Genomic DNA, 25,174 nt, shown 5'->3' with positions numbered 1-25,174 from the left:
GGATCATGATTTTCATTCAAGTTCTGATTAAAAGGATCGTACGATCCAATTCTATTATAACCGGATTTTCGTTCCTTTTCCATCCCTCTTTGCCACCTTCAACCGGCCAAGGGCAACTTCTTTTCCTTTATAGACAGCAGTTCCGTCCATATCCGGCAGATATACATGTTCCAGCGTATCTTCCTTTTCAAGCCTGATGCCCCGCACACCACGGCTGTTCTTCTTGAGCTCTGGAATTTCTTCCAGCTGGAATTTTAAGAACATGCCGTCGACAGTCTGGAGAACCACATCGCGGGTTCCATCGATCTCAGTGCCGATCTCCCGGATCTCCGTGAGCTTATCCTCTCCCGCTAATTTCGTCGCCACAACGGTCTTATTTGCCGTTATAAATTCCTCTCCCGGAACGATCTTCACCGCCGCCTGGGCCGTCGCGAACAGGAATTTCTTACCGGTAAATCCGGATGCCGGAAGCATAAAGAGGATCGTCTCCGTCTTCCCATCAAATTTGCTGACGTTCTCGATGGGGATTCCCTTGTCTTTCATCTTCAGTGTCGGAAACTCCGCAACCTTCACCTGGTACATGTTTCCGGTATCTGAGAACATGCAGAGCTTATCGTCCGTCATCACCGGAAGTACCCAGACATTCTCGCTGTCCACGGTCTCCTGGTTCCTCTCGTAGATGGAGCGGTCCATGGTCTTGCAATAGCCGAAACGGTCCATGACGAAAATCACTTCCTTCGCCTCTTCCTTCGCCTCCACGTAAACCATCTCTTCGCCGTCCTCAATGAGTGTCCTTCTCGGTTCTGCGAACTCTGCCTTGATGGAGTCAAGGTCTTCCTTGATCACCACATCCATATTCTTCTGGTTGGAAAGAATATGCTTATATTCACGGATCTTCCGCAATGTCTCCTTGTATGCTTTCTGGAGCGCAAGGATTTCAAGACCGATGAGCTTGTAGAGACGCATCTCCAGGATCGCCGTCGCCTGGCGCTCAGTAAAGTGAAGATTCTTCGCATCCGCCTCAAAGCCCGGCACACGGAACTTGATCTTCTCCGTATTTCCGGTCATCAGGCATTCCTTCGCGTCCTTCATGTTCTTTGATCCCCGGAGAACGGCAATAATGAGGTCGATCACATCGCACGCCTCGATAAGGCCTTCCTGCACTTCCTTCTTTTCCATTTCCTTCTGGAGAAGAACATTGTACTTCTTCGTCATGTTCCGGTACTGGAACTCCAGGAACGTATTTAAGATCTGTTTGAGGTTCATGGTCTCCGGGCGTCCCTCGTCGATAGCCAGCATGTTGACGCCGTAGGTGTCCTCAAGCTTTGTCTTCTTATAGAGGATTGCCTTGATCCTATTGACATCCGCGTCCTTCTTTAATTCCAGGACGATGCGGATCCCTTCTTTGCTGGACTGGTTTGAGATATCAACCACGTCGGTGAGCTTTCTCGTCTCAACGAGATCTGCCACATCCATGAGGAACTTGTTGATTCCCGCACCGATCATCGTGTATGGGATCTCCGTGATCACCAGTTTGTCACGGTCTGCCTTTCTTCTTCCGAGCTCAACCTCGATTCTTCCGCGGAGCCTGATCTTTCCGGCACCGGTCTCATAGATCTGTAAAAGATCGCCCTTATTTGCGATAATCCCACCGGTGGGGAAATCCGGTCCCGGCATATACTGCATCAACTCTTCTACGGTGAGAAGCCGGTTATCGATATAGGCCTTTACCGCGTCGATAACTTCCCCTAAATTGTGGGGTGGAATGCTGGTGCTCATGCCGACAGCGATTCCCTCGGCACCGTTTACGAGAAGGTTCGGCACGCGGACCGGAAGGACCTCCGGCTCCTTCTCCGTCTCATCGTAGTTGGAGACGAAATCCACCGTCTTATCGAGGTCTTTTAAGTAGACTTCCTCCGCAAATTTCTTTAAGCGCGCCTCGGTGTATCGCATGGCAGCGGCTCCGTCGCCCTCGATGGAGCCAAAATTTCCGTGTCCGTCCACCAGTGCCATTCCCTTTTTAAAGTCTTGGGACAGGACAACCAGAGTCTCGTAGATAGAACTGTCGCCGTGCGGGTGGTATTTACCCATGGTATCGCCAACGATACGTGCCGACTTTCTGTGGGGCTTATCGTGATCTAAGTGAAGCTCACTCATATCATAGAGGACACGGCGCTGTACCGGCTTTAAACCATCTCTGGCATCCGGGATCGCACGGGAGGTGATGACGCTCATGGAGTAGTCCAGATAGCTCTTCTGCATTTCCTCCGAATATTCAGTTCGCAATATTTTTTCAGACATGGTAAACTCTCCTTCTATGCGTCGATCTCCGCCTCATCGGCATGATCATAGATAAATTTCTTTCTCGGCGGAACATCGCTTCCCATCAGAAGCTCCGTCACTTCACTTGCCATCCGGGCATCCTCGATCTCCACCCGTTTTAAGACACGGTTCTCCGGATTCAGTGTCGTCTCCCAGAGCTGGTCCGCATCCATCTCACCGAGACCTTTGTATCGCTGCAGCGTAAAGTCCCCGGCGTGGTTCTTTTTATACTCTTCCAGAGCTTTATCATCGTAGAGATACCTCTCTTCCCCACGCTTCGGAACCACCTTGTAGAGCGGCGGCATCGCAATATAAACATGTCCATCGTAGATCAATTCAGGCATGAAACGGTAGAGGAACGTTAAAAGCAACGTATCAATATGGCTTCCGTCCACATCGGCATCGGTCATCAGGACGATCTTATCATATTTCAATTTCGTGATATCAAAGTCATTTCCGTAGCCCTCGGAAAATCCGCAGCCGAAGGCGTTGATCATGGTCTTGATCTCTGCGTTTGCCAGGACCTTATCCATGGATGCTTTCTCCACATTTAAGATCTTTCCGCGGATCGGAAGGATCGCCTGGAACTGGCGGTTTCGTCCCATCTTCGCGGAGCCGCCGGCGGAATCTCCCTCAACGATAAAGATCTCACACTTTGACGGATCGCGGCTCTCACAGTTCGCCAGCTTTCCGTTGCTGTCGAAGGAGAACTTCGACTTGGAGAGCATGTTTGTCTTCGCCTTCTCCTCGGCTTTGCGGATCTTTGCGGATTTCTCCGCACAGGCGATGATTGCCTTTAACGTATCGAGATTTCGGTCAAAGAACCGCTCCAGCTCATCTCCGGTCATGGTGAACACGGCTTTTGTCGCGTCGGCGCTGGCAAGCTTCGTCTTCGTCTGTCCCTCAAAGATAGGATCCGGGTGTTTCACCGCCACAACGGCCGTCATGCCATTTCTCGTATCCGCTCCGGTAAAGTTGCTGTCTTTCTCTTTTAAAATGCCAAGCTCCCTCGCGTAGGAGTTGATCAGCTGGGTAAATTTTGTCTTGAATCCCACCAGATGGGTTCCGCCCTCCTGGGTGAAGATATTGTTGCAGAATCCGAGAATATTCTCCTCGAAGGCATCAACAAACTGGAACGCCACCTCCACCTCGATCCGATCCACACTGCCCTTAAAGTACACCGGCTCATGAACAGGATCTTTTCCATTGTTTAATTCACGGACATAGGCAATGATTCCGTCCGGCTCGTGGTAGGTGATCATCTCCTCCTCACCGGCGCGTTTGTTCACATAGTGGAGCGCCAGGTTCGGGTTTAAATAGGCAGACTCATGAAGACGGCTTTTTAACCACTCCGCCTTAAATTTCGTCTTCTCGAAAATTGTCGGATCCGGCAGGAAGTTGATCTCCGTTCCTGTCTCCCTTGATTTTCCGATCACTGGAAGAAGTCCATCCTTCAATTCGATCACCGGATGTCCCTTCTCATACTCATCATAATAGACCTTTCCATCCCTGGAAATTTTTACCTTCATCCGGTCAGACAGGGCGTTTACGACCGAAGAACCGACACCATGAAGTCCGCCGCTGGTCTTATAGGAATTATTATCGAATTTTCCGCCAGCGTGAAGCGTGGATAGAACCACACGTTCTGCGGACACGCCTTTTTTGTGCATCTCCACCGGGATTCCCCGTCCGTTATCCTTTACGGTACAGGACCCATCCGCCTCTAACGTCACCGTGATCTCCGTACAGAATCCTGCCAGGTGCTCGTCCACCGCGTTGTCAACGATTTCATATATCAAATGGTTTAAGCCCTTTGTTCCAACGCCTCCGATGTACATTCCGGGACGCTTGCGGACTGCCTCCAGTCCTTCCAGTACGGTAATACTGTCAGCATTATACTGTGCTTTCGCCATGCAAAGACCTCCAATACAAGTCATAAACTGCGGCAGGAAACTTCTCCGCCGCAGCTTTGTTTTATTTTTCATACTGCTGCGCATAGACCGCAGCCACGTTTCTTAGTCAGCTTTTCCTATTATACACTTAAAACTTCCAGATTTGCAAGCATTTTCTATCGAACATATATTCGAAGCGTGATTTTGCATTGAAAGCAGACTGGATAGTGTCTTTCTGCCCGTCTGATGGCAACGCAATATGGTCATCGGCAAATACGCCGGCGTCCTCTGAGTAGCGCAAAATGCATTTTTATCAGAACCTTATAAGACAGATCTATCTGAATCGTACTTTCAAAACCATCATCTTTACATATGAAATAAAGTTTTCAACTGACATGTCCAGTCAGTTGTCCCACTTTGGCAAAGAACGATCCGCAGCCCTCATCTAATACCACTTTCCCTGTTCACGATACAAAAACGCATACTTCCCACCAGACTTTATCAGTTCTTCATGCGTTCCCTGCTCGACGATCTTTCCCTTGTCAAACACAAGAATCCGATCGGCAAGTTGGGCCGAGCCAATTCGGTGGGTTACGATAAACGCCGTCTTCCCCTCCGCCATCCTTGCAAACATGCGGTACAAACGGGTTTCCTCCAGCGGGTCGATACTGGCCGTCGGCTCGTCCAGCACAATCATGTCATGCTCCTTATAGAGTCCCCTGGCAATGGCGATCCGTTGCCACTGGCCACCCGAAAGTTCGGCACCACCAAACTCCCGGCCGAGAAGCGTCCCGAATTTCTCCGGATACAGATCGGAGTTCCCGTACTCCACTCCAGCAAGAGACGCAGCCCGTTCCATCTCCTCCGCATCCCGACATTCTAGCTCCTTCAAACAAATATTGTCATCCAGTCGCATCCGGTATTTCTGGAAATTCTGGAAGACTGCAGACTGAGAGACAAAACTGTCCCGTTCCCGCAAAATCCACCCAGAGGAAGGCTCATACAGTCCCAGAACAAGCTTTACGAAGGTAGTTTTTCCAGCTCCGTTTTCACCAACGACCGCAACCGTCTCCCCCTTCCGAATCCGAACCGATATTCTATCGAGAGACGGTCGGTCGGCATTGGGATAGGCAAAAGAAACGTCTTCCACAATGACGGCACAGCTTTCCCTGCCGCTTTCACTTTCCTCTGCAATACAGCAGCCGTCAGAAGCTCCTCTGACCTGGCCATCGTCGGCCGCAAACCCATTCTGCCGGCAAAACTCAAGATAATTCCCTACCGACGCCATGTGTCGTGAAATATTTCCGGCGCTTCTCGCCACGATGTTCTCCATGAACCGGAAAATGGAATCAATGGAAGTGAACACCGCCGCAAACGCCCCAGCCGAGATGTTCCCGGAAAGCAACGACCGCACCAGAAGAAAGAGCACTCCGAGATATCCCAGAAGAGTCAAAACACGCATCAAAAGCTCTGTTCGATACAACCTGGAATCTGTCTCCCATAGCTTCTTATCATACTTTGCAAGCACCGCCCGAAATCGTTCCATGAAAAAGCCGACAGCTCCCAGCGTCCGAGTCTCCTTCCAATACCTCTTATCAATCATGCAGTCCGAATAATGCCGGTACTCCCTCTCGAGAGCTGCCGTCTCATCGGTCAGCCGCCGATACGCCTTTCTTTTTATCACCTGGGCACACACCATAGGACTAAAGATAAACAGCAACGAAAGAACCAGGATCGGATCCAGGCGGTACAAATACACCCCCATGAACGCCACATACGGCAGATTGAACATGGCAATCGAAATCACGGCTCTGAGAAGCTGCACGGTCCCGTTGATTCCTTGCCGGGCTTTCTCAATCGTTTCCAGAGTCGTCTCCTTCTCGAACTCATACAGCGGCAACTGCGCCGTCTGTGTGTGAAACTCTCTTGTCAGCGTGTTCACTGCCCTAGGATTGAAAATATGCTGCCCAATAAAATTGCCAGCTCCATTCAGTACCTGCACATAGACCGCGGCCGCTCCTACCCACAGAGCTCCAGAATAAGCGGCCTGGAGTGAGTTTCTCTCCACAGCGCTCTGTAATCCGTCAAAAAACACCTGCCTTGCCAGTGTTTCTAACGCCCACGCCGTACCGTGTAGAACATTCACGACAAGAAACAGCAGAAACACAACAGGCATGGCTCCGGCGATCTTTAGAAATAAGTGAACTACTGCGGAGACCCCGATAAAACATTCTTTTTGTCTCTTCATCCCTGATACCAGCTCCTTTGACTGTCGTACATCTCCCTGTACAACCTGTTTTCTCTGTACAGCGTCTCATGGCTTCCTGAACCGGAAACTCTCCCGTTCTCGATCACAAAGATAACGTCTGTCTGTCTCGCGCTTGCCAGCCGATGACTGATCGTAACAGAGGTATATTTCTGGTTAATGATACGGAATTTTTCGTACAGCGCACTCTCTGCAGCAGGATCCAACGCCGCCGTCGGTTCATCTAAAATCTTCACAGGGCGGTCGCTCACAAGACACCGGGCGATTGCCACCCGTTGCCACTGCCCGCCGGACAGGTCTTCCGAGTCCCTCACGATCTTCCCCAGTTTCGTCTCCATCCCATGCTTTAAGTCAGACACGATCTCGCCTAACTCCATCATATCGACAACATCTTGAAAACGAACCAGATTGATTTCGTCTCCGCACAGTTTTTCCACATCCCCGATGGCAATATTCTCATAGAGCGAAAGTCCATATCTGGCAAAATCCTGATAGACAATAGAGAAAAAACCTGCGATCCGTCCGGGGCCCCACTCCCGAATATCCGTTCCGTTAATCAGAATTTGTCCCTCATAATCATCATATAGCCCAGCGATCAGCTTCGTAATCGTAGTCTTCCCACACCCGTTTGCGCCGACAAATGAATAGCTTTTCCCGGCTGAAATCTGAAACGAGAGATGGTCAAGCACCTTTCGCTTAGTCCCCGGATAGGCAAAAGTAACATCGCGAAACTCCAGCGAAGAGAACTCCGGCAATTCACAGCTCACGCTCTCCGCCTCCCTAAAATCCATTTTGGTAAAGGTTTCAACATCATGAAAAAACTCGTTATATTTCGCGATCTCGCTGACGCTGTGGAGCAGACTCCAGGACATGAGTTGGACCAGTGAGAATATATTCGAAACCAAAGCCATAAATATACCAATCGTAATCTCTCCTGCCACGACGCCAGGAAGCAGCGCAGTCATCACCACGATCGCGATCAACACCAAGGAGATGCTGCCAAGTTTCGCCTTCGCAAAAGATTTCAGATTCACCCTCGCGTTTACTCCGAGCCATTTCTTATAGGCACTCTCCCACTCACCATTGAAATATCCGGCCCAGCCAAACAAAGTCCTCTCTTCCGCCGCATCCCTTCCGGTCAAAAGCCTGGAAATATACTCATACCGCCGCTTTAGCCCCTGGGTCTCGCTGATTCCGGCATAACTGGCTCGCCCTCCGGCCAAAGACAGCATTACCAAAGGCACCGCACAGGCCGTCACAGCCAGAGCCGCTGCTGGCACATATCGAAACATCACCAGAAATAAACCCAGCGCTTTCCATACCAGCGCCAAAAACGCCAGCAACGCCTGAAACGCATTCAAGATACTCTCATCCGTATCAGTGGAAATCTTCGTGATCAGATCCCAACTCTCCGGATTCTCCACATATCGATATCGAAGATCAGCGACCTTCTCCACCATCTCCGTTCCGAACCTCTCTCGCACATCGATCCGTAGCCGCCCCACCAGAAGATCGAGAAGTTGGTTGGAAATCCAATCGAAGCTCACTAGTAGAGACACCGCAGTCAGCGCTCTCCCAACGTCGGCATACTCCCCGGACCGCAAAAGCCCTATCGCCGCATCAATGAAGGCCCCTGTCGCCAGTGTGAGCAGAGCTGGCGTAAGCCCTTGGAACAAATACAGTAACATCACTGCTACCGAGACACCAGCGCTGCATCGAACGCACAGTCCGACCGCACTCAAAATCGAATACCTCTTACCCCGTTTAATCATAATCACACCCCTTTATATTTTGATTACGAATAAATGTTCCAGAATCGTACACAATATTCATCAATCCATTTTTAGCAGATAACGGCAATAATTGATCCACCTTTTTGTCAAGAGCATACATTTTACAAAATGAATATATAATATCCCCGCAGTCCCACCATGCTTTTTCAGACAGTTTTTCGGAAGAAAAAAGCCTGCGGGATCGCTCTCCCACAGGCACATATTTACTTAAATTTTAAACTCCTCCGAACCGAAGCACAACTCCGATCACCGCAGATGCCGCAATAAACGCAACCGGATGGAGTCCTTTCGTCTTTTTGCAGACTGCCGTGAAATAATAAAGCACTGCAAGAAGAACGATACTGCGGATGCTGATCAGGTCTGTGATCTTTCCGCTTGCCGCAAAAGCGTCCTTGTGAAGAAGAACCAAGGACAGAACGGAAAGTCCTGCTGCCGCGATCAGACCTGTTGATGCCGGGCGGAGTCCGTAGAAAGCGTTCTGAACATACTTGTTTGTCTTGAACGCCTTTAAGAATCCGGCAATGATCAGGATCACGATAATGGACGGTGTGATCAGACCGAGTGTAGCAATTACTGCACCAGCAGGACCGGCTGTTGTAAATCCAACGTAAGTTGCCATGTTGACGCCCATCGGACCTGGTGTGGACTCGGAGATCGCCACCATGTCCGCAAGCTGTCCGTAGGTGAACCAGCCTGTCTTATCGGAGATATTGTAGAGGAACGGGAGTGTCGCCATCCCGCCGCCGATTGCAAAGAGACCAGCTTTAAAAAACTCAAAGAAAAGTCTGACAAAGATCATCATTTGGAAGCAGCCTCCTTATTCTTTAAGATAATTCCTGCAGCAGCCGCAAGGATAACGAACACGATCGGGGAAAACTCCGTAAGTGTGGAGCCGAGGATCACAAGCAGGCAGATCACTAATGTCGGCTTATCCACAACTGCCTTTTTCCAGAGTTTGACCACCGCGTTGAAGATCAGGACACAGACGCAGACACGGATACCCGCAAAGGCGTTCTGTACGATCGCGAGATGCGCAAAGTTCTGGATAAATGCTGCGATGACCGTGATAATGATCAGGGACGGGAATACAACGCCCAGAGTCGCGACGATACCGCCAATGGAGCCGGCAAGTCCCTGTCCGACAAAGGTCGCCGTATTTACCGCGATAATGCCCGGGGTACACTGGCCGATCGCGTAATAGTCCATAAGTTCCTCTTCTGTTGCCCAGTGTCTCTTCTCAACGACCTCTCTCTGGAGGATCGGAAGCATCGCGTATCCACCGCCAAAGGTAAGACCACCGATTCTGGCAAACGTAAGGAAGAGATCAAGTAACTGATTCATGTGTTTTCTCTCCTTTATTCCAAAGTCTTGTTCTATCATATCTCAAAGACAAAAAAAAGGCAAGAAAAAGGGGTGTAAGAATTGCCTTTTTCTTGCCTTATCATGCATGTTTATGCATTTTCTTTGCACTTATTCCTCATCCGGTGTCAGACCGTTTAAGAGGTTTAATACGATGTTGTTGTCAACGACCATGATCATGTTGGATCCATCAAGCTGCACATAGCGGTATGTCTGATCCGGATTTGCGTATGTTCCGACATAAATCGTGAGAGACTTCTTCTCACCATTTACAGTGAGCTCCGCCTGGAATGTAATGCGGGTATCTGTTGTCAGGTCAGCATTAGCAAGTTCCTGATTTAAAACATGGTAGCTTGCATAGTCGAACGGTTTGAGATTGCTGATTCCGTCTGCGATGGTCGTCAAGACCTCTGTATCAGAGTTCTTGTAGGACGTTGTCTTACCGTCCATGGTGATGGACACGTTCTGAAGATCAGCTGCTGTGACCTGAATATCCAGTCCCTCGCGGACAACCAGGGTATCATAGTCGAATACCAGGGAGTCTACTGTGGATGCTTTTACGAGATAGATATTTTTCTCATCGGAGAGATAGTAATTTCCGTCTGCATCCTTGTTTCCGATGCTCAGAGTGATCTCACCTTTTTCGCTGTCGGTGATCGTCACAGTGTATACCGGATTTCCCATACCATAGTCAGATGCGGTATCAGCACTGTCAATTTCAGAGATCGCATGAAGATTCAGGAAATTCTGTGCCATCGCCTCAAATTTTTCCTGGTTTAACGGGATTGCGGAATCCATGGCATCCAGCCATACACCGTCTTTTTTCTTAAAGATCATATCGGTGTCGGAGCTGGAGTAGTCAAAATCGATCGGTGCATTTAATGCATAAACTTCAATGTCCGCACCGGAGAAATCCGGTTCTACAACGTCATCTCTGATCTCGGAGATCTCCACCTTCGGGGATCCTGATTCCTTTGTGCCGGAAGAAGAACAGCCGGTAAGTCCTGCCGAAAGTGCTGCTGTCAGGAGCAGCGCTCCTAATAATACATGTTTTTTCATATCTGGTAATCCTCTCATTGTTAATTGATTTGTTGGCGAAAGCACGCTCACTATACCACAATTCGCACCTATGGTGCTGACCGCTGCTAACGCAGCTATTGTGGTCCAGTTCGCCGTTCGTCAGAAGCATGCAAGCCTGCTCCTGACTCACTTATCGCTCACTATATCATACCCCTGTGTACTTTTTGTGAATTTGATTCTTATTTCTTCGGAAATTGCTCCCAGGCTGCCATCAGATCTCATCTGCCGCCGGTGCGTCCCCTAAAAAATGGATCTTATCGGATACTTTTGTTCCAAATGCCGTTGTATAGATATCGAGATATTCCTCATACGGGCATGGCTGACCATTTGAAAGCATCTCCATCTCCGTCCCCCAGAGATCGATGTAGTACGGCAGCATCGTAAACCCATTCCGCAGATAGAACTTTTTCCGGCGTGTGCGGAGAGCCAGTTCCTCTTCATCCTCACATTTCGTGCTCTCGATCTCAATGATGATCCTCATGCCTTGATATCTCTCACGGAGCGCCTGAAGTGCCGCAGAGCCGGCTCCATGCCCCCGCACTTCATCCGCGATGGCAAAATAGTCAAGAAGCACCCGGTCTCCCGCCTTCGCCATGATGGCAAGACCAAGAAACCTATTATTCTCTTCCAGGGAAAGGATCTCCACCAGCCCTGTCCCCTGCCCGGAAACGATCATGGAGAAAGGTTTCTTCTCGCTGGCGGGAAATGCGGTCTCATAGAGGGCATGGACCTCATCAAGGCGTTTCCCTGAAAATACCTGTTTTAATTTAACTGACATACTTTATTCCTTCTCACTTATCTGATATACCTGCAATATCGTCCCTGCCGCGTATCTGTGATCACTTATTATCCAGTTTTATCCCAGCAAGTGCCATCGCGGACACGTTGTTCACCAGGTCCGCCAGAGTCACAAGATGTCCCAGTGCCCATGTAACGATATATTTGCCCCTCCCAGAAGTGTTTTCACCTGTTTATTCCTCTCCGCTCTCAAACATCAGACGGAACAGACGTTTTCCACCTTCCGTTCGGAATATTCTCTCAAATACACTCTTCTGGGTGTCCGGTGTGGATCCATCCTCGAAGAGATTGACGAGGAAATCCGCCTCCACAAGGATCTGGTAGTCCATTCCATCGATATTATCGTATGTGTGGTGATGTCCTACCAGATAGCAGACACGGTCGATGACCTCCTGGGGCCAGGAAAGGGCTGTCAGCATGGTCCGCGCCTCGCCCGGTCCCTCCATCTCCTGATATTTTCCAGTGTTTCTTCCATACTTTTCTTCTGCTTTGTGAATTCCGATGTCATGAACGATGGCCGCTGCCTCCAGAACCTCCTGGGTGTACGGATCGAGATTTTCCGCAAGGCCGATCAGTCTCGCGAATTCATGGACCTTCAAAAAGTGCTGGATCCGTTTTACATCCTTGTCGTCGTAGCGTGTCATTTCATATAAGAGTTCATCAAGTCTCGTCATGTGTGTCATTCTCCTCTTTTATAATCAATTTGTGGCTTTTCGTAACTGTTCAGCAGGTCTGCGAGCTTGCTGCACTTCCCGGTATTCTCAATGTTTCAGCTTTGATGGTTGGTCATATACCGGCAGGTTCAATAATTCTTTTTATTACAGGTTCAGCTTCTCATATTTTTCTTCCAGAAACCTGTCGAGGCGCTTCTTTAATTCCTGGTTTTCTTCCTGTTCCAGGTTTTCATCCTGCTCCAAAAGCCGGTTCACGTCCTCGGAGACCTTCTTAAGCGTCACCGCATCTGTATAGATATCCGCAAGCTGGAACTCCAGGTCTCCGCTCTGACGGATCCCGAAGATATCACCGGGACCCCGGAGCTTCAGATCCTCGGAAGCGATATAAAAGCCGTCGTTGGACTTATTCAAGACGTCCAGACGCCTGTTTTTCTCCTTATTTCCGGAGGCATTCACCATGATGCAGTAGGACTGCTTGTCCCCCCGTCCAACGCGGCCCCGAAGCTGATGGAGCTGCGCAAGGCCGAACCGTTCGGCATTCTCGATCATCATCACCGTAGCGTTCGGCACGTTGACCCCAACCTCGATGACTGTGGTGGAGACAAGCACCTGGATCTCCCCGGCGGCAAATTCTTCCATGATCTTATTTTTCTCTTTTCCCTTCATCTTCCCGTGAAGGTACTCCACCCGGATCCCCGGCAGATTCTGCCTTAAGATCTTCGTGTAGTCCAGGACGTTTTCTGCATCGATCATCTCACTCTCCTCCACCATCGGGCAGATCACGTAGGCCTGGCGTCCATTTTTTACCTCGTTTTCGATAAAACGGTAAGCCCGCGGGCGGTAGCTCTTGTCCACCACGCAGTTCTTGATGGGAAGACGGTTTGCCGGGAGCTCGTCGATGACGGAAATATCGAGGTCCCCGTAAAGGATGATCGCCAGAGTCCTCGGGATTGGGGTGGCGCTCATGACCAGCACATGAGGCATCTGTCCCTTGTTTCCAAACATCTCCCTCTGGGCGACACCGAACCGGTGCTGCTCGTCGGTGATGACGAGGGCAAGGTTATCATAGACTATCTTCTCCTGGATCAGGGCGTGGGTTCCGATGATGATATCCGCTTCATGGGAGGCAACTTTCTCGTAGGCGATCCGCTTTTCCTTTGCCGTCATGGAACCAGTGAGCAGGATCACCTTTTTGTCCACACCATGCTTCTCAAAGAGTTCCGTCACAGACTCGAAGTGCTGTCTCGCGAGAACTTCCGTCGGCACCATGAGAGCGCCCTGGTATCCGTTCTCGCAGGCTGCCAGGAGCGCCAGAACGGCGATGATCGTCTTACCGGAGCCAACATCACCCTGGATCAGCCGGTTCATGACGGAACCGCTCTTGAGGTCCTTCAGGACTTCCTCCAGCGTCCTCAGCTGGGCGTTCGTGAGCCTGTAAGGCAGATCCACCAGAAGCTTCCGGCATTCATCCTGTTTTTCCATATGGAATGGGCTCTGCACATTCTGACGTTTCTCCTTTAAATGACGCACTGCCAGAAGGAAGAAGAAAAATTCATCGTACACGAGGCGCTTCCTCGCAAACTTCAGTTCTTCCTCATTCGACGGAAAATGGATGTGCTCGATAGCAAAGTTGTACTCCGCAAGCTCGTTTGCGATCCTGAGACCTGCCGGGAGATAATCCCTCTCCAACGTCCGGAACGCAAGTGCCTGCTCGACTGCGGAAGTGATCATCTTATTTCCCAGACCCTTCGTCTGGGCATAGACCGGGCGCATGCTGGATAAAAGTTCCTCGTAGGCCTCCGGCTTAAACATCTGGGGCTGTTCCATCGTGAGTCCGTTCTTTTTACGGATCACACGGCCCCGGAAGATAAAATGACTGTCCGGCCGCAGAGTGTTCTTTAAATACGGCATATGATACCAGACGAGACGAAGTTTTCCGGTCATATCGCTGATAGTCGCCTGGACGATGGAAAGACCGTTTACGTGGACTCCTGTGGCCCCGCTCTTTAAAAAGCCCTCCACGGTCCCGGTCTCATCCTCAGAAAGCTCCCCGATGGCTTTCGGCTCCCCGTAGGTATCATAGCCCTTCGGATAGTAGTGGAGCAGATCGTCGATGGTGCGGATCCCGACTTTTTCAAAAAGCTTTGCCGTTTTTTCTCCGATTCCTTTTAAGGTCTCTATGGATTGGTCGTTTGCCATCGTTTTCACGCTCCTTTTGTCTTATCCTACGGCGCAGTCTGCAGCCCACTGAGAACATACCGGAAACTTTCCGTTTTTTGTCTCATGGAAAAAGCTGCCTCATCGGGTCTTCTGACCAAAGGGAGCAGCTTTTTCTGTCGTTATGCATTCACCGGGGCGCCAGGCGCCTCTGGCATCTCCCCGCTTACTCTACGGAAAGCAGGTAATAATAGATCGGCTGACCGCCGTCGTTTAATTCAACTTCACAGTTCGGGAATGCCGCCTGCACTTTTTCTACAAGTGCTGCCGCATCTTCCTCCGTCACGTCCTCACCGGAGTAAACGCTGATCAGCTCGGACTCGTCATCCACCAGGTGCTTTAAGGTCTCAAGAACGGTTTCATTTACATTCTGGCCTACGGCGAGCATGCCAGAATCACCGATTCCCATGATATCACCCTCATGGATCTCCATTCCGTCGATATTTGTGTTGCGGACCGCGTAGGTGATCTGGCCTGTGTGGATCCGTCCCATCTCGGATGTCATGTTCTCAAGGTTCTCCTCCGGTGAAAGATCCGGAAGAAAGTTGATGAGAGCCGCGATACCCTGCGGTACAGTCTTGGACGGAACAACGAAGATCTTCTTATCTTCCACAAGACTCTTAGCCTGTTCAGCGGCAAGAATGATATTCTTGTTGTTTGGAAGGATGTAGATCACGTCCGCATTTACCTTCTCGATGGCATTTAGCATATCCTCGGTACTCGGGTTCATCGTCTGTCCGCCCTCGATCAGGTAGTCAGCGCCAATTCCCTTGAAGATCTCACCGAGACCTTTACCGATGGAGACAGCGATGAAGCCGTACGGTTTTCTCGGCTCGTTGGATGCCGGAGCTTCCTCTTTTTTTGCCTCAGCCGGAGTTTCCGGAGTCTGGGCAACATTGGAAGCGTTCTGGATCAGACGCTCGTGGTGCTCCTCGCGCATATTGTCGATCTTCATTCTGGAAAGGGAACCGTAAGTCAGACCTTTCTCAAATGCAAGACCCGGATGGTTCGTGTGGACATGGACTTTGATAATATCGTCATCGGAAACTACAACGACGCAGTCACCGATGGACTCTAAATATCCCTTGAATTTCTGCTCCTCGTCCATATCATAAGCTTTCTCCACATTTACGATAAACTCAGTGCAATAGCCGTACTTAATATCGGAAGTGGAAAGATCGTCACTTCCCGCAGCCACCTTCGGCTTTGTGGACTCTGTGTTTCCGGCTGCCGGAGCAACGGCATCAAACGGAATCCCTCTTCCTAAAAGACCGTCAAGACCGCCCTTCATGACCTGCATAAGTCCCTGTCCGCCGGAGTCAACAACACCAGCCTGTTTTAATACCGGGAGCATCTCCGGAGTCTGGCTTAATACATAGTCGCCTTCCTCGATGACCTGGGTCAGAAAATCAATCACGTCATCTGTCTGTGTCGCAAGATCAACGGCCTTCTCAGCCATTCCCTTAGCGACTGTGAGGATCGTACCTTCCTTCGGCTTCATAACAGCCTTGTAGGCAGTCTCAGTTGCGCGGGTAAAGGCATTCGCCAGGCTTGTCACTGTAATTTCATTGGATTCCTTGATCTCTTTTGTGAAACCGCGGAATAACTGGGATAAGATAACGCCGGAGTTACCGCGGGCACCTCTTAAGGAACCGGATGAGAGAGCCTTCGCGATGGACTCCATTGTCGGATTCTCGATCGCAGCCACCTCTCTTGCTGCGGCCATGATCGTCATGGTCATATTCGTACCCGTATCACCGTCCGGAACCGGGAATACGTTTAATTCGTTAATCCATTCTTTTTTTGCCTCAAGGCCTTTCGCTGCGGCCAGAACCGCTTTCTGTAAGAGAGCGGCATCTACGGACTTTAATTCCATGGATTTTACTTCCTCCTTAATCTATCACTCGAACGCCTTCAACAAAGATATTGATCTTTTCAACCGGCATTCCCGTGAACTCTTCTACTTTGTATTTCACACTCTCGATCAGGTTATCCGCTACGGTCGAGATGCTGACGCCATAGGATACGATTACGTGGAAGTCGATCTCAATTGCATTATCATTGATCGTAACATTGATTCCGTGAGTCAGGCTTTCTCTCTTTAATAGCTTTACCAGACCGTCTTTCATACTTACTGCAGCCATTCCCACGATTCCAAAGCATTCTACCGCTGTCGTGCCAGCATAAAGAGCGATAACATCGGTGTCGATCTGGATCTGTCCCATTTTATTGTTAATACATCCCTTCATACGCTAAGCCTCCATTCCTACTGATTATAAGCGCCGTATCCTGATAAAAGGCGCAAACGCCAACGATCCAGCCGGATCATAACACAGACCACCCGGATCATTCGCGCAAAAGTTCCTTTATAATTGAACTTTAATAACCCTAATATACCATATCAGGTTTTCTCTGTCCATGGGATTCCACTTATTTTTCAAAAAAATGTGAAATTTCTAAAAATTTTGCTTGCAAAATATTTAATCTTCTGCTATGATATCCATGTTATGGATTTTTGCATCCAACCGTATGAATGATTAAGGAGGTGGAATCATGGCTAAATGTGCTATTTGCGAAAAGGCGGCTCACTTTGGTAATGGAGTAAGCCATTCCCATAGAAGATCCAATAAAATCTGGAACGCGAATGTAAAATCTGTAAAGGTTAAGGTTAACGGCGGCTCCCGCAAGATGTATGTATGCACTTCCTGCTTAAGATCCGGTCTCGTTGAGAGAGCTTAATCCTCCTTTTACAAGATAGGGAAATGAAATGAAGGCATCCTCATGTGAGGGTGCCTTTTTCATGTAACAGGAAATGCCTCGGAATTTCCTGTTACATGAAAAGGCACTGACGTGCCAAAGATGCGCACTCGCGCGAAGGTGTAGACTGTCGCAAGCGACCGCGCGAGGCGCGAGAATGTGCCAAGGCACATTCTTTTTTATGTGCCCGCATATTTTTTCATTCAAATCTGATTTTCCAACAGAATGATTCAGATACCTTTTCCAATAAAATTTCCGACCAGTTCTCCAAGCAGCGAAGCAGCCGTAAGCCCCACTACTCCTCCCACGAAAATTTTTTTCGAGATCCGCTTTGGTTCCGGCCCGTAAAACAGGGCAAAAATCAGTGAGATCATCACGATTCCCGGGAGTCTCAGTTGATCCGACAGCCAGGGAATATCCGCTAAAAGCTCCGAAACAATGATCGCTATCACGCAAAACCACCCATCGCCCTCAAAAATTGGTCCCATAAAAGTCCTCCTCTCCATCTTTATGCTTCCGTGTTGTAACTATTCAGTACCTTCATAGTTACACGCAAAAATCCATTCCAGATCAGCTTCGCTGATGGGATTTTTGCCCTCCAGCCTATGTTTTCTTACGGTCAGCGCAGCAAGTGCGCAGACCTACTGAACAGTTACTCCGTGTTTACATTATATCAAAAACATTCCTATATATCAAACGTCTGCTCTGCGTCTTGATAAAAAATTTTGGCACACCTGCTCATCACGAAAGCAACAAGAATGCGGTGTGCCGTTTTTCGACTCCTTTGCCCGTAAAATCAGAATTGCAGATCCGGTATCACTCATCTGTCCTGTTTTACCCGCAAAACAGATTATATCCCACGATCATAAGCGCTGCCGCCGTAATCACAAGAAAAAAGGTTGTCGGCAATATCAAGGCCCAGGTCATGCCGAAACCCACGCAGAATAGCATGAGACCGCATAATCGCTTCATATCCATTCTCCCAAAAAGGAATGTCTATGACAGATTATGCGGTCTCATAGATAATGATTCGTAACCATTCTTTATCTTTACCATCGTCAGGAATTTCACTATTCCTTTTCTTTACCAGACAGCGTTTCTTATACTTTGTAATCGTGATAGCTGATAGTTATTCTGAGCAGCGTACTCATCTCACGCGTCAGAAGTTCACTGTCATCATCCCATACCGCTTGAAACAGTGCCTTTCAGTCTGCGCCCTTTGCTTTATCGTATTTATTTCTCTTTCTCCATCTGGGATGCCATCTCTTCCGCTTTTGCCGCCGCGTCCGGGGTAATGTCGTTTCCGCCGGTAAAGCGGTTTACAATGTCCGGGACCATGTCAAGGACTTTGGTGACGGCATCCTGATGTTTAATATTCACGAGCTTTGTCATGCCGTTCTGGATCACGAGGATGGCACTGGGGCTCATCTTCGCGCTCATACCGCCGCCGCCATTTGTCTTTGCGGACTGTGCAAAGGAACCGGCTGCCATGCCGCAGGTCACGTCCACAAGCGGGATGATCGTCGTGTTCTCATCCACCTTCACAGGCTCGCCCACAACGGTTTTCGATGTAATGAAATGATCCATCCCCTTAAACAGTGCGTCCACGGTAGATGGAAACTGATTTTCTGCCATTCCGATTCCTCCTAAATCTATGCTTTTTTCGTCCCAGAATCTCTTTTCCTCAAGAAACGAAGTAATCTTCTGAAATCTTTACTGATAAACAGTCTTGCTGCCGTCCAGAGCGGATACCACAGGGCAATCCGCCCCTTAAAATGAAGTTCTCCGTCAAGCGCCGTTCCGGTGAAATCCGGCTCCAGAGTCAGTGTTCTCGCGTATAAGCCATAAAACGGACTGACCATCGTAAGAACCTGCCCCGTATCGTAGGGATCATCGAAACCGAAGTGAATCCGTCCCTGCACCTTTTTCGGAAGAACGTAGCGGACAAGTTTTTTTGCGCGCTTCCAGACAAGGTGAAACGCTTTCTGGTTCTGCCCGTCGTGCCAGAACATCGAGATGCTGTTCCAGGTCTTTTCCAGAGAAATTTTCTTCTTTGATATCCCATCGGCCAGCTTCCGGATCTTTCCGGGCAGTTCCCGGAGCCTGTCCCAAAGAGTTCGGGCTTGTTTTATAAGCCGAGCCAATTTTTCTTTAATCTTCGCACCGAAACAGTTCTTAACCTCCCCCACGCGCTCCTCTTTCACAACGGGTTCCTTAAAATTTTCCTTTGAGGAGTTTTTTAAAGCATCCGCCGGCAGTACGCTGGGAGAAGAAGATTCATTCGATCCTGAAACAAGCTCCGTTGCATGGACAACGAGTTCATCATCTTCCGCAGGGACAGCCGTCCTGTCATCCCCGGCAGTTTTTTTCTCTTCCGCTTTCGATGTCTCCGCAACTGTTTCCAAAGGTATTTCCTGCTGCTCGTTTTCAGTTAAAACAGATACCTCTGTGTTTCTGATTTCAGAATCATTTTCTGACAGTACCGGTGTTTTTTCAAAGTCCGCAAAAACCGGCTCCGTTTCTGATTTTGTTTTTTGTTCTTCCTCATCCTCCGGCGGCCACAATCTCACATCAAGCAGCTTAAACCACAGCACCCGCCCGGATACATCCGCGTGTTCGTGATAACTCACCCGGATCCGCACGAGATGTAGAAGCCAGCTCACCGCCGCCTCCCCGTCCGGTTTTCCTTCAAATAAGACATCCGCCCGGTACCGGACCGGAACAAACAGGATGAGCAGAACTGCTGTGAGCAGCAGTGCCAGGATCACCAACAGGATGACTCCGATGACCTTTAAGATCATCAGCAAAATATGGATCACTCGCAGCACCCCTTTCCGAAAAGAAAGGAGTTCACATCATACCCGCCGGTCTTTTTGTAGACCTCACAGATGATCCGCCCCGCAAGCATCGACGCATCCTCAAAATCCGCAGCGATCCCTACGATCAGAAGATCCTGCTTTTCATAGTAGGGGAGCTTTAAGGTCAGCGCCGGATAGATATCTAAGAGATTCCGGTCCCCTGCCGCCGGAGTCAGGACATAAAACCCCATTGGTCTTCCATTCCGGACCGCCTGGATCGTTTCGTATCTGTGCTTTTTCGCTTTTTCCCCGACATACAGTTTTTCATACCAGCGCATGATTCACCTGCTCATCCCTTAATATTTATGACCAGATCCCGCCCGGACCCGGTCTACTGTCTGGATCTGATGATCATTCTTCTCAAAAGGTCCAGCGCCGTGACCGCGGCATGTTCCCGGATCTCCTGTCTTGTACCGTTGAAGTGGCATTCCTCCACAATCACTTCATCCTTCATGCAGCAGGAAACGTATACGAGTCCCACCGGCTTCTCCTCTGTTCCACCGTCCGGACCAGCAAGCCCCGTTACAGCAACACAGGCATCCGCATCAGCCGCGAGAACACCGCCGAGTGCCATCTCCCTTGCAGTCTGCTCACTGACTGCCCCGTATTTTTTTAAAGTTGCCTTGCTGACATCGAGGATCTTTCTCTTTGATTTGTTCGAATATGTGATATAACCCTGATCAAATACGTCAGACGCACCTGGCACGTTGATGATCTTTGCAGCCACCATGCCGCCGGTGCAGGACTCCGCCGTTGTCACCGTGAGTCCGTACTTTGTGAGGAGACGCACAACGGTCTCTTCCATCGTCTCATTCTCTTTCGTGGAATAATACATGTCGCCCAGTGCCTTTTTGATCTCCTTGGCAACAGGTTTTAACGCCGCCTTGGCGGACTCCTCATCCTCCGCCTGTGTCTCCGCGAGAACATGGACATCTTTTCCGCGGCGTCTCGTGTAGATCACGACAGCGCCGCCGCACTTTAAGAGGTCCTGAAGCTTTTCCTTTACTTCCGTCTCGCTTTTTCCGTAAATTTTAAATATCTGGGCATAACCCTGTTCTGTTCGAATCATCACATTTTTCCTTCCGTAAGAACGCCGGCGTTCTTCACAATGTAGTCAACAAGTGAAATTACTGTCAATGCAAGAGCGATCCAGACAATGATCGTCGTCAAAGTTGACAACGCCGGAATATTAAAGATCAGAAGAACCACCCCGATCATCTGGAATGTGGTCTTAAATTTTCCCCAGTAGCTCGCTGCAATGACAACACCGTTGTCGGATGCCACCAGACGGAAGCCGCTGATAATGAACTCACGGCTGATAATGATGATGACCATCCAGGCCGGAAGCTCACGAAGCTCGATCATACAGATCAGTGCGGAGCAGACAAGCAGTTTATCCGCCAACGGATCCATAAATTTTCCAAAATTTGTTACCAGATTATACTTTCTCGCGATCTTTCCGTCCAGCATATCGGTCAGGCTCGCGATGATAAAGAGTGCCGCCGCCACATAACGCATGTTCTGGTTTGCGCCGCCGTCATAAAGAAGCGCGGCTACGAAAAACGGGATCATGATCACTCGTAATATTGTCAGTTTATTCGGTAAATTCATCCTCTGCCTCCCCTATCAGATCGTATTCGGACGCGCCTGTGACGCGTACCTTAAGGAAATCTCCGGACATCAGGGAAAGTCCGGTGTTTACAAAGATAAGCCCGTCTACATTCGGACTGTCCATATAGGTACGTCCAACGTAGGCATTTTCATCAGCAACCTTGCCCTCGATCATCACTTCCAGAGTACGTCCCTTCATCGCCTCGGACTTCTCAAAAGCAATTTCCTGCTGGAGTTCCATGATCTCATCGCGGCGCTCCTGCTTTACCTCCTCCGGAACCTGATTTTCAAAGCTGAATGCCGGGGTATCTTCTTCCGGGGAATATGCGAATACGCCGAGACGGTCAAATTCCATATCATCGACAAACTGCATCAGGATCTCGTGGTCTTCCTCCGTCTCACCCGGAAATCCGGAGATCAGAGTGGTGCGGAGCGCGATGTCCGGAATCTCTTTTCTGAGTTTCGCAATCAGCCCGCGGATCTCTTTATTGTTGGTTCTTCTTCCCATCCGCTTTAACACGGCATCACTTGCGTGCTGGATCGGGATGTCCAGATAATTACAGACTTTTTCTTCAGTTTTGATCGTCTCGATCAGCTCATCGGTGATCTCCTCCGGGTAGCAGTACTGGAGGCGGATCCATTGGATACCGGACACGGCTGCCAGACGTCTTAAAAGCTCCGGAAGTTTCTTCTCACCGTAAAGGTCTTTTCCGTAAAGGGTGGTCTCCTGTGCAACAAGGATCAGCTCTTTCACACCTTTCTCCGCGAGTTCTTCCGCCTCTCTTACAAGCTGTTCCATCGGAACACTGCGGTATTTTCCGCGAAGATACGGGATAATACAGTAGGTGCAGCGTTTGTCACAGCCCTCCGCGATCTTTAGGAACGCATAGTGCCCACCTGTTGTGATAAGGCGCTCCGTAGCCGTGCTCACCGGTGCATCGATGCTTTCAAAGATTTCCGGTGTCTCACCGTCCATCACCTCCCTGATCGCCGCTCCTACGGCCTCATAGGATGTCGTTCCGAGTATCGCGTCTACCTCCGGGATCTCATCAATGATCTCCTGCTTGTAGCGCTGCGCGAGACAGCCTGTGACGATCAATGCCTTTAAACGACCGTTTTTCTTTAACTCCGCCATCTGAAGGATCGTGTTGATGCTCTCCTCTTTTGCGTCTCCGATAAAGCAGCAGGTGTTTACAACAACGATATCGGCCTCATTCTCATCATCGACAAAGGAGTATCCCTCTTTTCCGAGGATTCCCAGCATTTTTTCCGTATCCACAAGGTTTTTATCACAGCCCAGTGATATGAAAAGTAAATTCATTCTGTTCGTATTTCCTTTCTGTGCGTAACTGCCGCCAGAACAGACCGGCTCATAAACTCCGGCCCGCCAGCGAAAAAAAGAGGAAACTTAAGCCCGATTCAGCCGTTTTCCTCCTTTTCTTTCATATTTCCGGCCATGGCCGGACTGAAAGCCGGACCACAACCGGGAACCTGTTTATTCCTCAGCGTACTCTTCTTCTTTTTTGATCTCTTCCGGAGTTCTGTCTTTTACTTCGAAATCTGTCTCGATCTCCGGCTCCTCATCCTCTGTGAGGATCTTTACCTTCTGCTCATAGAGCTCCTGGACAGCTGTGGAGAGCGGTTTCTTTCCTGCTGCGCCTGCAACTAACGGCTCGTCACCTGCGATGAGCTGTCTCGCACGCTTGGATGCTGCGATAACGATGGAATAACGGCTCTGGACTACCGGCTGCTCGCCCGGCTCAACGTCGCTGTTTACGGCTTCAATTAAGTCTGTATAAGACGGATGTAACATAAAATATGCCCCTTTCAGATCATGAAATTAAAAAGTTCTTAAATATCTGAAGTATCCGGTTTTACACATGGTATTTTTCGGATACATTCTTTATTTTGTCATATCGTGCAGCTCCTGCTTCATTCTCGCCACAAGGTCTGTGTTCGCGGACTCTTTAAAGTGGCTGGAACGGATCAGGCTGTGAAGGTCTTCCACACAGGTGTCCACATCATCGTTGACAACGATATAGTCGTAGGAATCCATTCCATCGGACTCCTCCGCGGCACGGCGGAGACGTTTCTCGATTACTTCCGCACTTTCCGTTCCGCGTCCGATCAGACGTTTTTTTAAGTCTTTTGCGGTCGGAGGAACAATAAATACGAGAAGGGCGTCCGGGAACTTCTTCTTGATATTCAACGCTCCCTGAATCTCGATCTCAAGGATCACGTCTTTTCCCGCAGCCATCTTATCTTCCACATATTTTCTGGGTGTTCCATAATAATGGTCCACATAGCGCGCGTGCTCGATCAACTCATCGTTTCTGATCATATCCTCAAACTGGGATTCTGTGAGGAAGAAATACTCTCTTCCGTTTTCCTCACCCGGTCTCGGGCTTCTTGTTGTGGCCGATACAGAAAGCGCATAGTTATCATATTTTTCTAAAAGCGCCTTCATCACGGTTCCTTTTCCGGCTCCTGAGAACCCGGAAACTACAACGAGGACTCCTTTTGTCTGCATTACAAATGCCCCCTGATCATTCAATATTCTGGATCTGCTCTCTTACCTTTTCGACCTCAGTCTTTAAGAGGATCGCACGGTCAGAGATCTCAAGATCCGTAGATTTCGAGAGGATCGTATTTGCCTCCCGGTTCATCTCCTGGGCGATAAAATCGAGCTTTCTTCCGACACTGCCGCCGGCCAAAAGTTCTTTCTTCATTCCCTCGATGTGGCTTCTCAAACGGACGGTCTCCTCATCCACACAGATCTTATCGGCAAAGATCGTAACCTCCGTCGCGATCCTGGAATCGTCCACAGAGGCGGAAGCGAGAAGTTCTTTCACCTTGTCCTCTAACTTCTGGCGGTACTCCGCGATCACCTTTGGGGAACGCTCCTCGATAAAATCAACTAATTCCAGCATATAGTCAAGCTTTCCGATCAGGTCGTTCTTTAAATTCTCTCCCTCACGGATCCTGGACTCCACAAAGCCCTCGCAGGCCTTAAGTAAAGCATCCTTTAAGAGTTCCCACATATGCTCTTCGTCCTCCGGAACCTCCTCCATCGTGAGGACCTCCGGACACCTTGCCAGCATAGACACTTTTACGTCGTTGTCGATGCCGAAATCATCGGACATCTTTTTAAAGCTGTCCATATATTCCTGCGCAAGGGATCTGTTATATTTGAGGAATACCTTCGCATCGGTATAATCCTCGTAGGTTACAAATATATCTACTTTTCCCCTCTGGATATGATCCTTTAAGAGGGTACGCATGGATGCCTCGAAGTAATTGAATTTCTTCGGCATCTTAATTCCCAGATCCAGATACCGGTGGTTTACCGCCTTTATCTCTACTGAAATCTTACACTCGTCCGTCACCATCTCGTGGCGGCCGAATCCGGTCATGCTCTTAATCATCAGACATGCCTCGCTTTCCCATAGATAACTTTTATTATACGGCAAATAAAAAATACAGTCAACCAGATTCTGTAAATCAAACACGACAAACGCATGAATGATTGTCTACCACCAATTCTGTT

At 49.3% G+C, this 25,174-nt stretch carries 24 protein-coding genes; 1 reads left to right on the top strand and 23 read right to left on the bottom strand.

Annotated features, from left to right (window positions below; genetic code table 11):
• Positions 1-54: 54 nt before the first annotated feature.
• The 12 genes from DW826_RS14170 to DW826_RS14115 form a co-directional block, all read right to left on the bottom strand.
• Positions 55-2,301 (bottom strand): DNA topoisomerase (ATP-hydrolyzing), encoded by a 2,247-nt coding sequence (locus DW826_RS14170; protein ID WP_015554570.1) that lies wholly within the window; start codon positions 2,299-2,301, stop codon positions 55-57.
• A gap of 14 nt (positions 2,302-2,315) precedes the next feature.
• Entirely contained in the window at positions 2,316-4,235 is a 1,920-nt protein-coding gene (locus tag DW826_RS14165; RefSeq protein ID WP_117553055.1) for a DNA gyrase subunit B, read from the bottom strand.
• Positions 4,236-4,659: 424 nt separating this feature from the next.
• A complete protein-coding gene (locus DW826_RS14160) occupies positions 4,660-6,462 on the bottom strand; it encodes an ABC transporter ATP-binding protein (RefSeq protein ID WP_117503895.1) in 1,803 nt (600 codons plus the stop codon).
• On the bottom strand, positions 6,459-8,252 hold the full coding sequence (locus DW826_RS14155; RefSeq protein ID WP_117503893.1) for an ABC transporter ATP-binding protein: 1,794 nt from the start codon (positions 8,250-8,252) through the stop codon (positions 6,459-6,461). Before DW826_RS14155 ends, DW826_RS14160 begins: the two co-directional genes overlap by 4 nt.
• Before the next feature lie 235 nt (positions 8,253-8,487).
• Positions 8,488-9,072, bottom strand: coding sequence for a chromate transporter (locus DW826_RS14150; RefSeq protein ID WP_117470314.1), 585 nt, complete (start codon positions 9,070-9,072; stop codon positions 8,488-8,490).
• On the bottom strand, positions 9,072-9,614 hold the full coding sequence (locus DW826_RS14145; protein ID WP_117470240.1) for a chromate transporter: 543 nt from the start codon (positions 9,612-9,614) through the stop codon (positions 9,072-9,074). Before DW826_RS14145 ends, DW826_RS14150 begins: the two co-directional genes overlap by 1 nt.
• 129 nt (positions 9,615-9,743) lie before the next feature.
• On the bottom strand, positions 9,744-10,691 hold the full coding sequence (locus tag DW826_RS14140; RefSeq protein ID WP_181968085.1) for a DUF4340 domain-containing protein: 948 nt from the start codon (positions 10,689-10,691) through the stop codon (positions 9,744-9,746).
• A 232-nt stretch (positions 10,692-10,923) separates the two neighbouring features.
• The gene (locus DW826_RS14135) at positions 10,924-11,490 is read right to left on the bottom strand and encodes a GNAT family N-acetyltransferase (RefSeq protein ID WP_117470238.1); all 567 of its coding nucleotides are present in this window, start codon (positions 11,488-11,490) and stop codon (positions 10,924-10,926) included.
• Between the two features lie 193 nt (positions 11,491-11,683).
• Complete coding sequence (locus tag DW826_RS14130; protein WP_015554576.1) at positions 11,684-12,184, bottom strand: HD domain-containing protein; 501 nt, start codon at positions 12,182-12,184, stop codon at positions 11,684-11,686.
• 144 nt (positions 12,185-12,328) lie between these two features.
• A complete protein-coding gene (gene recG / locus DW826_RS14125; RefSeq protein ID WP_117483611.1) occupies positions 12,329-14,383 on the bottom strand; it encodes an ATP-dependent DNA helicase RecG in 2,055 nt (684 codons plus the stop codon).
• A gap of 184 nt (positions 14,384-14,567) precedes the next feature.
• Positions 14,568-16,277: a DAK2 domain-containing protein gene (locus DW826_RS14120; protein WP_117483612.1), complete on the bottom strand. Its 1,710-nt coding sequence runs from the start codon at positions 16,275-16,277 to the stop codon at positions 14,568-14,570.
• Positions 16,278-16,293: 16 nt separating this feature from the next.
• Entirely contained in the window at positions 16,294-16,650 is a 357-nt protein-coding gene (locus DW826_RS14115; protein ID WP_015554579.1) for an Asp23/Gls24 family envelope stress response protein, read from the bottom strand.
• A gap of 304 nt (positions 16,651-16,954) precedes the next feature.
• Between DW826_RS14115 and rpmB the strand changes: the two genes are divergently transcribed.
• Positions 16,955-17,140: a 50S ribosomal protein L28 gene (gene rpmB / locus DW826_RS14110; RefSeq protein WP_015554580.1), complete on the top strand. Its 186-nt coding sequence runs from the start codon at positions 16,955-16,957 to the stop codon at positions 17,138-17,140.
• 248 nt (positions 17,141-17,388) lie between these two features.
• Here rpmB and DW826_RS14105 read toward each other — a convergent pair whose 3' ends face one another.
• The 11 genes from DW826_RS14105 to DW826_RS14060 all read right to left on the bottom strand — a co-directional run bounded on the left by DW826_RS14105 (position 17,389) and on the right by DW826_RS14060 (position 25,052).
• Positions 17,389-17,646, bottom strand: a complete 258-nt coding sequence (locus DW826_RS14105; RefSeq protein WP_117483613.1) for a hypothetical protein — start codon at positions 17,644-17,646, stop codon at positions 17,389-17,391.
• A gap of 346 nt (positions 17,647-17,992) precedes the next feature.
• The gene (locus DW826_RS18335; protein WP_021904979.1) at positions 17,993-18,130 is read right to left on the bottom strand and encodes a hypothetical protein; all 138 of its coding nucleotides are present in this window, start codon (positions 18,128-18,130) and stop codon (positions 17,993-17,995) included.
• A gap of 261 nt (positions 18,131-18,391) precedes the next feature.
• A complete protein-coding gene (locus DW826_RS14100; RefSeq protein WP_117483614.1) occupies positions 18,392-18,793 on the bottom strand; it encodes a GerW family sporulation protein in 402 nt (133 codons plus the stop codon).
• 17 nt (positions 18,794-18,810) lie between these two features.
• Positions 18,811-19,977 carry a hypothetical protein gene (locus DW826_RS14095; protein WP_117483615.1) on the bottom strand — a complete coding sequence of 389 codons (1,167 nt, stop codon included), beginning with the start codon at positions 19,975-19,977 and terminating at the stop codon, positions 18,811-18,813.
• Positions 19,974-20,294, bottom strand: a complete 321-nt coding sequence (locus DW826_RS14090; protein ID WP_015554584.1) for a hypothetical protein — start codon at positions 20,292-20,294, stop codon at positions 19,974-19,976. The genes DW826_RS14095 and DW826_RS14090 overlap by 4 nt, the downstream gene beginning before the upstream one ends.
• Positions 20,295-20,347: 53 nt before the next feature.
• Entirely contained in the window at positions 20,348-21,085 is a 738-nt protein-coding gene (locus DW826_RS14085; RefSeq protein ID WP_021904975.1) for a nicotinamide-nucleotide amidohydrolase family protein, read from the bottom strand.
• Positions 21,085-21,627 carry a CDP-diacylglycerol--glycerol-3-phosphate 3-phosphatidyltransferase gene (gene pgsA, locus DW826_RS14080; protein ID WP_015554586.1) on the bottom strand — a complete coding sequence of 181 codons (543 nt, stop codon included), beginning with the start codon at positions 21,625-21,627 and terminating at the stop codon, positions 21,085-21,087. Before pgsA ends, DW826_RS14085 begins: the two co-directional genes overlap by 1 nt.
• The gene (gene rimO, locus DW826_RS14075) at positions 21,611-22,948 is read right to left on the bottom strand and encodes a 30S ribosomal protein S12 methylthiotransferase RimO (RefSeq protein WP_021904974.1); all 1,338 of its coding nucleotides are present in this window, start codon (positions 22,946-22,948) and stop codon (positions 21,611-21,613) included. The genes pgsA and rimO overlap by 17 nt, the downstream gene beginning before the upstream one ends.
• A 174-nt stretch (positions 22,949-23,122) precedes the next feature.
• Positions 23,123-23,440, bottom strand: coding sequence for a DNA-directed RNA polymerase subunit omega (gene rpoZ / locus DW826_RS14070; protein WP_015554588.1), 318 nt, complete (start codon positions 23,438-23,440; stop codon positions 23,123-23,125).
• Positions 23,441-23,530: 90 nt separating this feature from the next.
• Entirely contained in the window at positions 23,531-24,157 is a 627-nt protein-coding gene (gene gmk / locus DW826_RS14065; protein ID WP_117469648.1) for a guanylate kinase, read from the bottom strand.
• Between the two features lie 16 nt (positions 24,158-24,173).
• Positions 24,174-25,052, bottom strand: coding sequence for a YicC/YloC family endoribonuclease (locus tag DW826_RS14060; RefSeq protein ID WP_117553060.1), 879 nt, complete (start codon positions 25,050-25,052; stop codon positions 24,174-24,176).
• Positions 25,053-25,174: the final 122 nt, after the last annotated feature.

This window comes from Clostridium sp. AM34-11AC, from assembly GCF_003435375.1.
GTDB lineage: Bacteria > Bacillota > Clostridia > Lachnospirales > Lachnospiraceae > Pilosibacter > Pilosibacter fragilis.
Note: the sequence above shows the minus strand (reverse complement) of the source record. Positions and strands in the feature narration are given on the sequence as shown.

What these genes read in the sequence shown, in the direction of transcription:
- DW826_RS14170 (WP_015554570.1), bottom strand. Translation starts at nt 2,301, where the DNA reads ATGTCTGAAAAAATATTGCGAACTGAATATTCGGAGGAAATGCAGAAG.
- DW826_RS14165 (WP_117553055.1), bottom strand. Translation starts at nt 4,235, where the DNA reads ATGGCGAAAGCACAGTATAATGCTGACAGTATTACCGTACTGGAAGGA.
- DW826_RS14160 (WP_117503895.1), bottom strand. Translation starts at nt 6,462, where the DNA reads ATGAAGAGACAAAAAGAATGTTTTATCGGGGTCTCCGCAGTAGTTCAC.
- DW826_RS14155 (WP_117503893.1), bottom strand. Translation starts at nt 8,252, where the DNA reads ATGATTAAACGGGGTAAGAGGTATTCGATTTTGAGTGCGGTCGGACTG.
- DW826_RS14150 (WP_117470314.1), bottom strand. Translation starts at nt 9,072, where the DNA reads ATGATCTTTGTCAGACTTTTCTTTGAGTTTTTTAAAGCTGGTCTCTTT.
- DW826_RS14145 (WP_117470240.1), bottom strand. Translation starts at nt 9,614, where the DNA reads ATGAATCAGTTACTTGATCTCTTCCTTACGTTTGCCAGAATCGGTGGT.
- DW826_RS14140 (WP_181968085.1), bottom strand. Translation starts at nt 10,691, where the DNA reads ATGAAAAAACATGTATTATTAGGAGCGCTGCTCCTGACAGCAGCACTT.
- DW826_RS14135 (WP_117470238.1), bottom strand. Translation starts at nt 11,490, where the DNA reads ATGTCAGTTAAATTAAAACAGGTATTTTCAGGGAAACGCCTTGATGAG.
- DW826_RS14130 (WP_015554576.1), bottom strand. Translation starts at nt 12,184, where the DNA reads ATGACGAGACTTGATGAACTCTTATATGAAATGACACGCTACGACGAC.
- recG (WP_117483611.1), bottom strand. Translation starts at nt 14,383, where the DNA reads ATGGCAAACGACCAATCCATAGAGACCTTAAAAGGAATCGGAGAAAAA.
- DW826_RS14120 (WP_117483612.1), bottom strand. Translation starts at nt 16,277, where the DNA reads ATGGAATTAAAGTCCGTAGATGCCGCTCTCTTACAGAAAGCGGTTCTG.
- DW826_RS14115 (WP_015554579.1), bottom strand. Translation starts at nt 16,650, where the DNA reads ATGAAGGGATGTATTAACAATAAAATGGGACAGATCCAGATCGACACC.
- rpmB (WP_015554580.1), top strand. Translation starts at nt 16,955, where the DNA reads ATGGCTAAATGTGCTATTTGCGAAAAGGCGGCTCACTTTGGTAATGGA.
- DW826_RS14105 (WP_117483613.1), bottom strand. Translation starts at nt 17,646, where the DNA reads ATGGGACCAATTTTTGAGGGCGATGGGTGGTTTTGCGTGATAGCGATC.
- DW826_RS18335 (WP_021904979.1), bottom strand. Translation starts at nt 18,130, where the DNA reads ATGAAGCGATTATGCGGTCTCATGCTATTCTGCGTGGGTTTCGGCATG.
- DW826_RS14100 (WP_117483614.1), bottom strand. Translation starts at nt 18,793, where the DNA reads ATGGCAGAAAATCAGTTTCCATCTACCGTGGACGCACTGTTTAAGGGG.
- DW826_RS14090 (WP_015554584.1), bottom strand. Translation starts at nt 20,294, where the DNA reads ATGCGCTGGTATGAAAAACTGTATGTCGGGGAAAAAGCGAAAAAGCAC.
- DW826_RS14085 (WP_021904975.1), bottom strand. Translation starts at nt 21,085, where the DNA reads ATGATTCGAACAGAACAGGGTTATGCCCAGATATTTAAAATTTACGGA.
- pgsA (WP_015554586.1), bottom strand. Translation starts at nt 21,627, where the DNA reads ATGAATTTACCGAATAAACTGACAATATTACGAGTGATCATGATCCCG.
- rimO (WP_021904974.1), bottom strand. Translation starts at nt 22,948, where the DNA reads ATGAATTTACTTTTCATATCACTGGGCTGTGATAAAAACCTTGTGGAT.
- rpoZ (WP_015554588.1), bottom strand. Translation starts at nt 23,440, where the DNA reads ATGTTACATCCGTCTTATACAGACTTAATTGAAGCCGTAAACAGCGAC.
- gmk (WP_117469648.1), bottom strand. Translation starts at nt 24,157, where the DNA reads ATGCAGACAAAAGGAGTCCTCGTTGTAGTTTCCGGGTTCTCAGGAGCC.
- DW826_RS14060 (WP_117553060.1), bottom strand. Translation starts at nt 25,052, where the DNA reads ATGATTAAGAGCATGACCGGATTCGGCCGCCACGAGATGGTGACGGAC.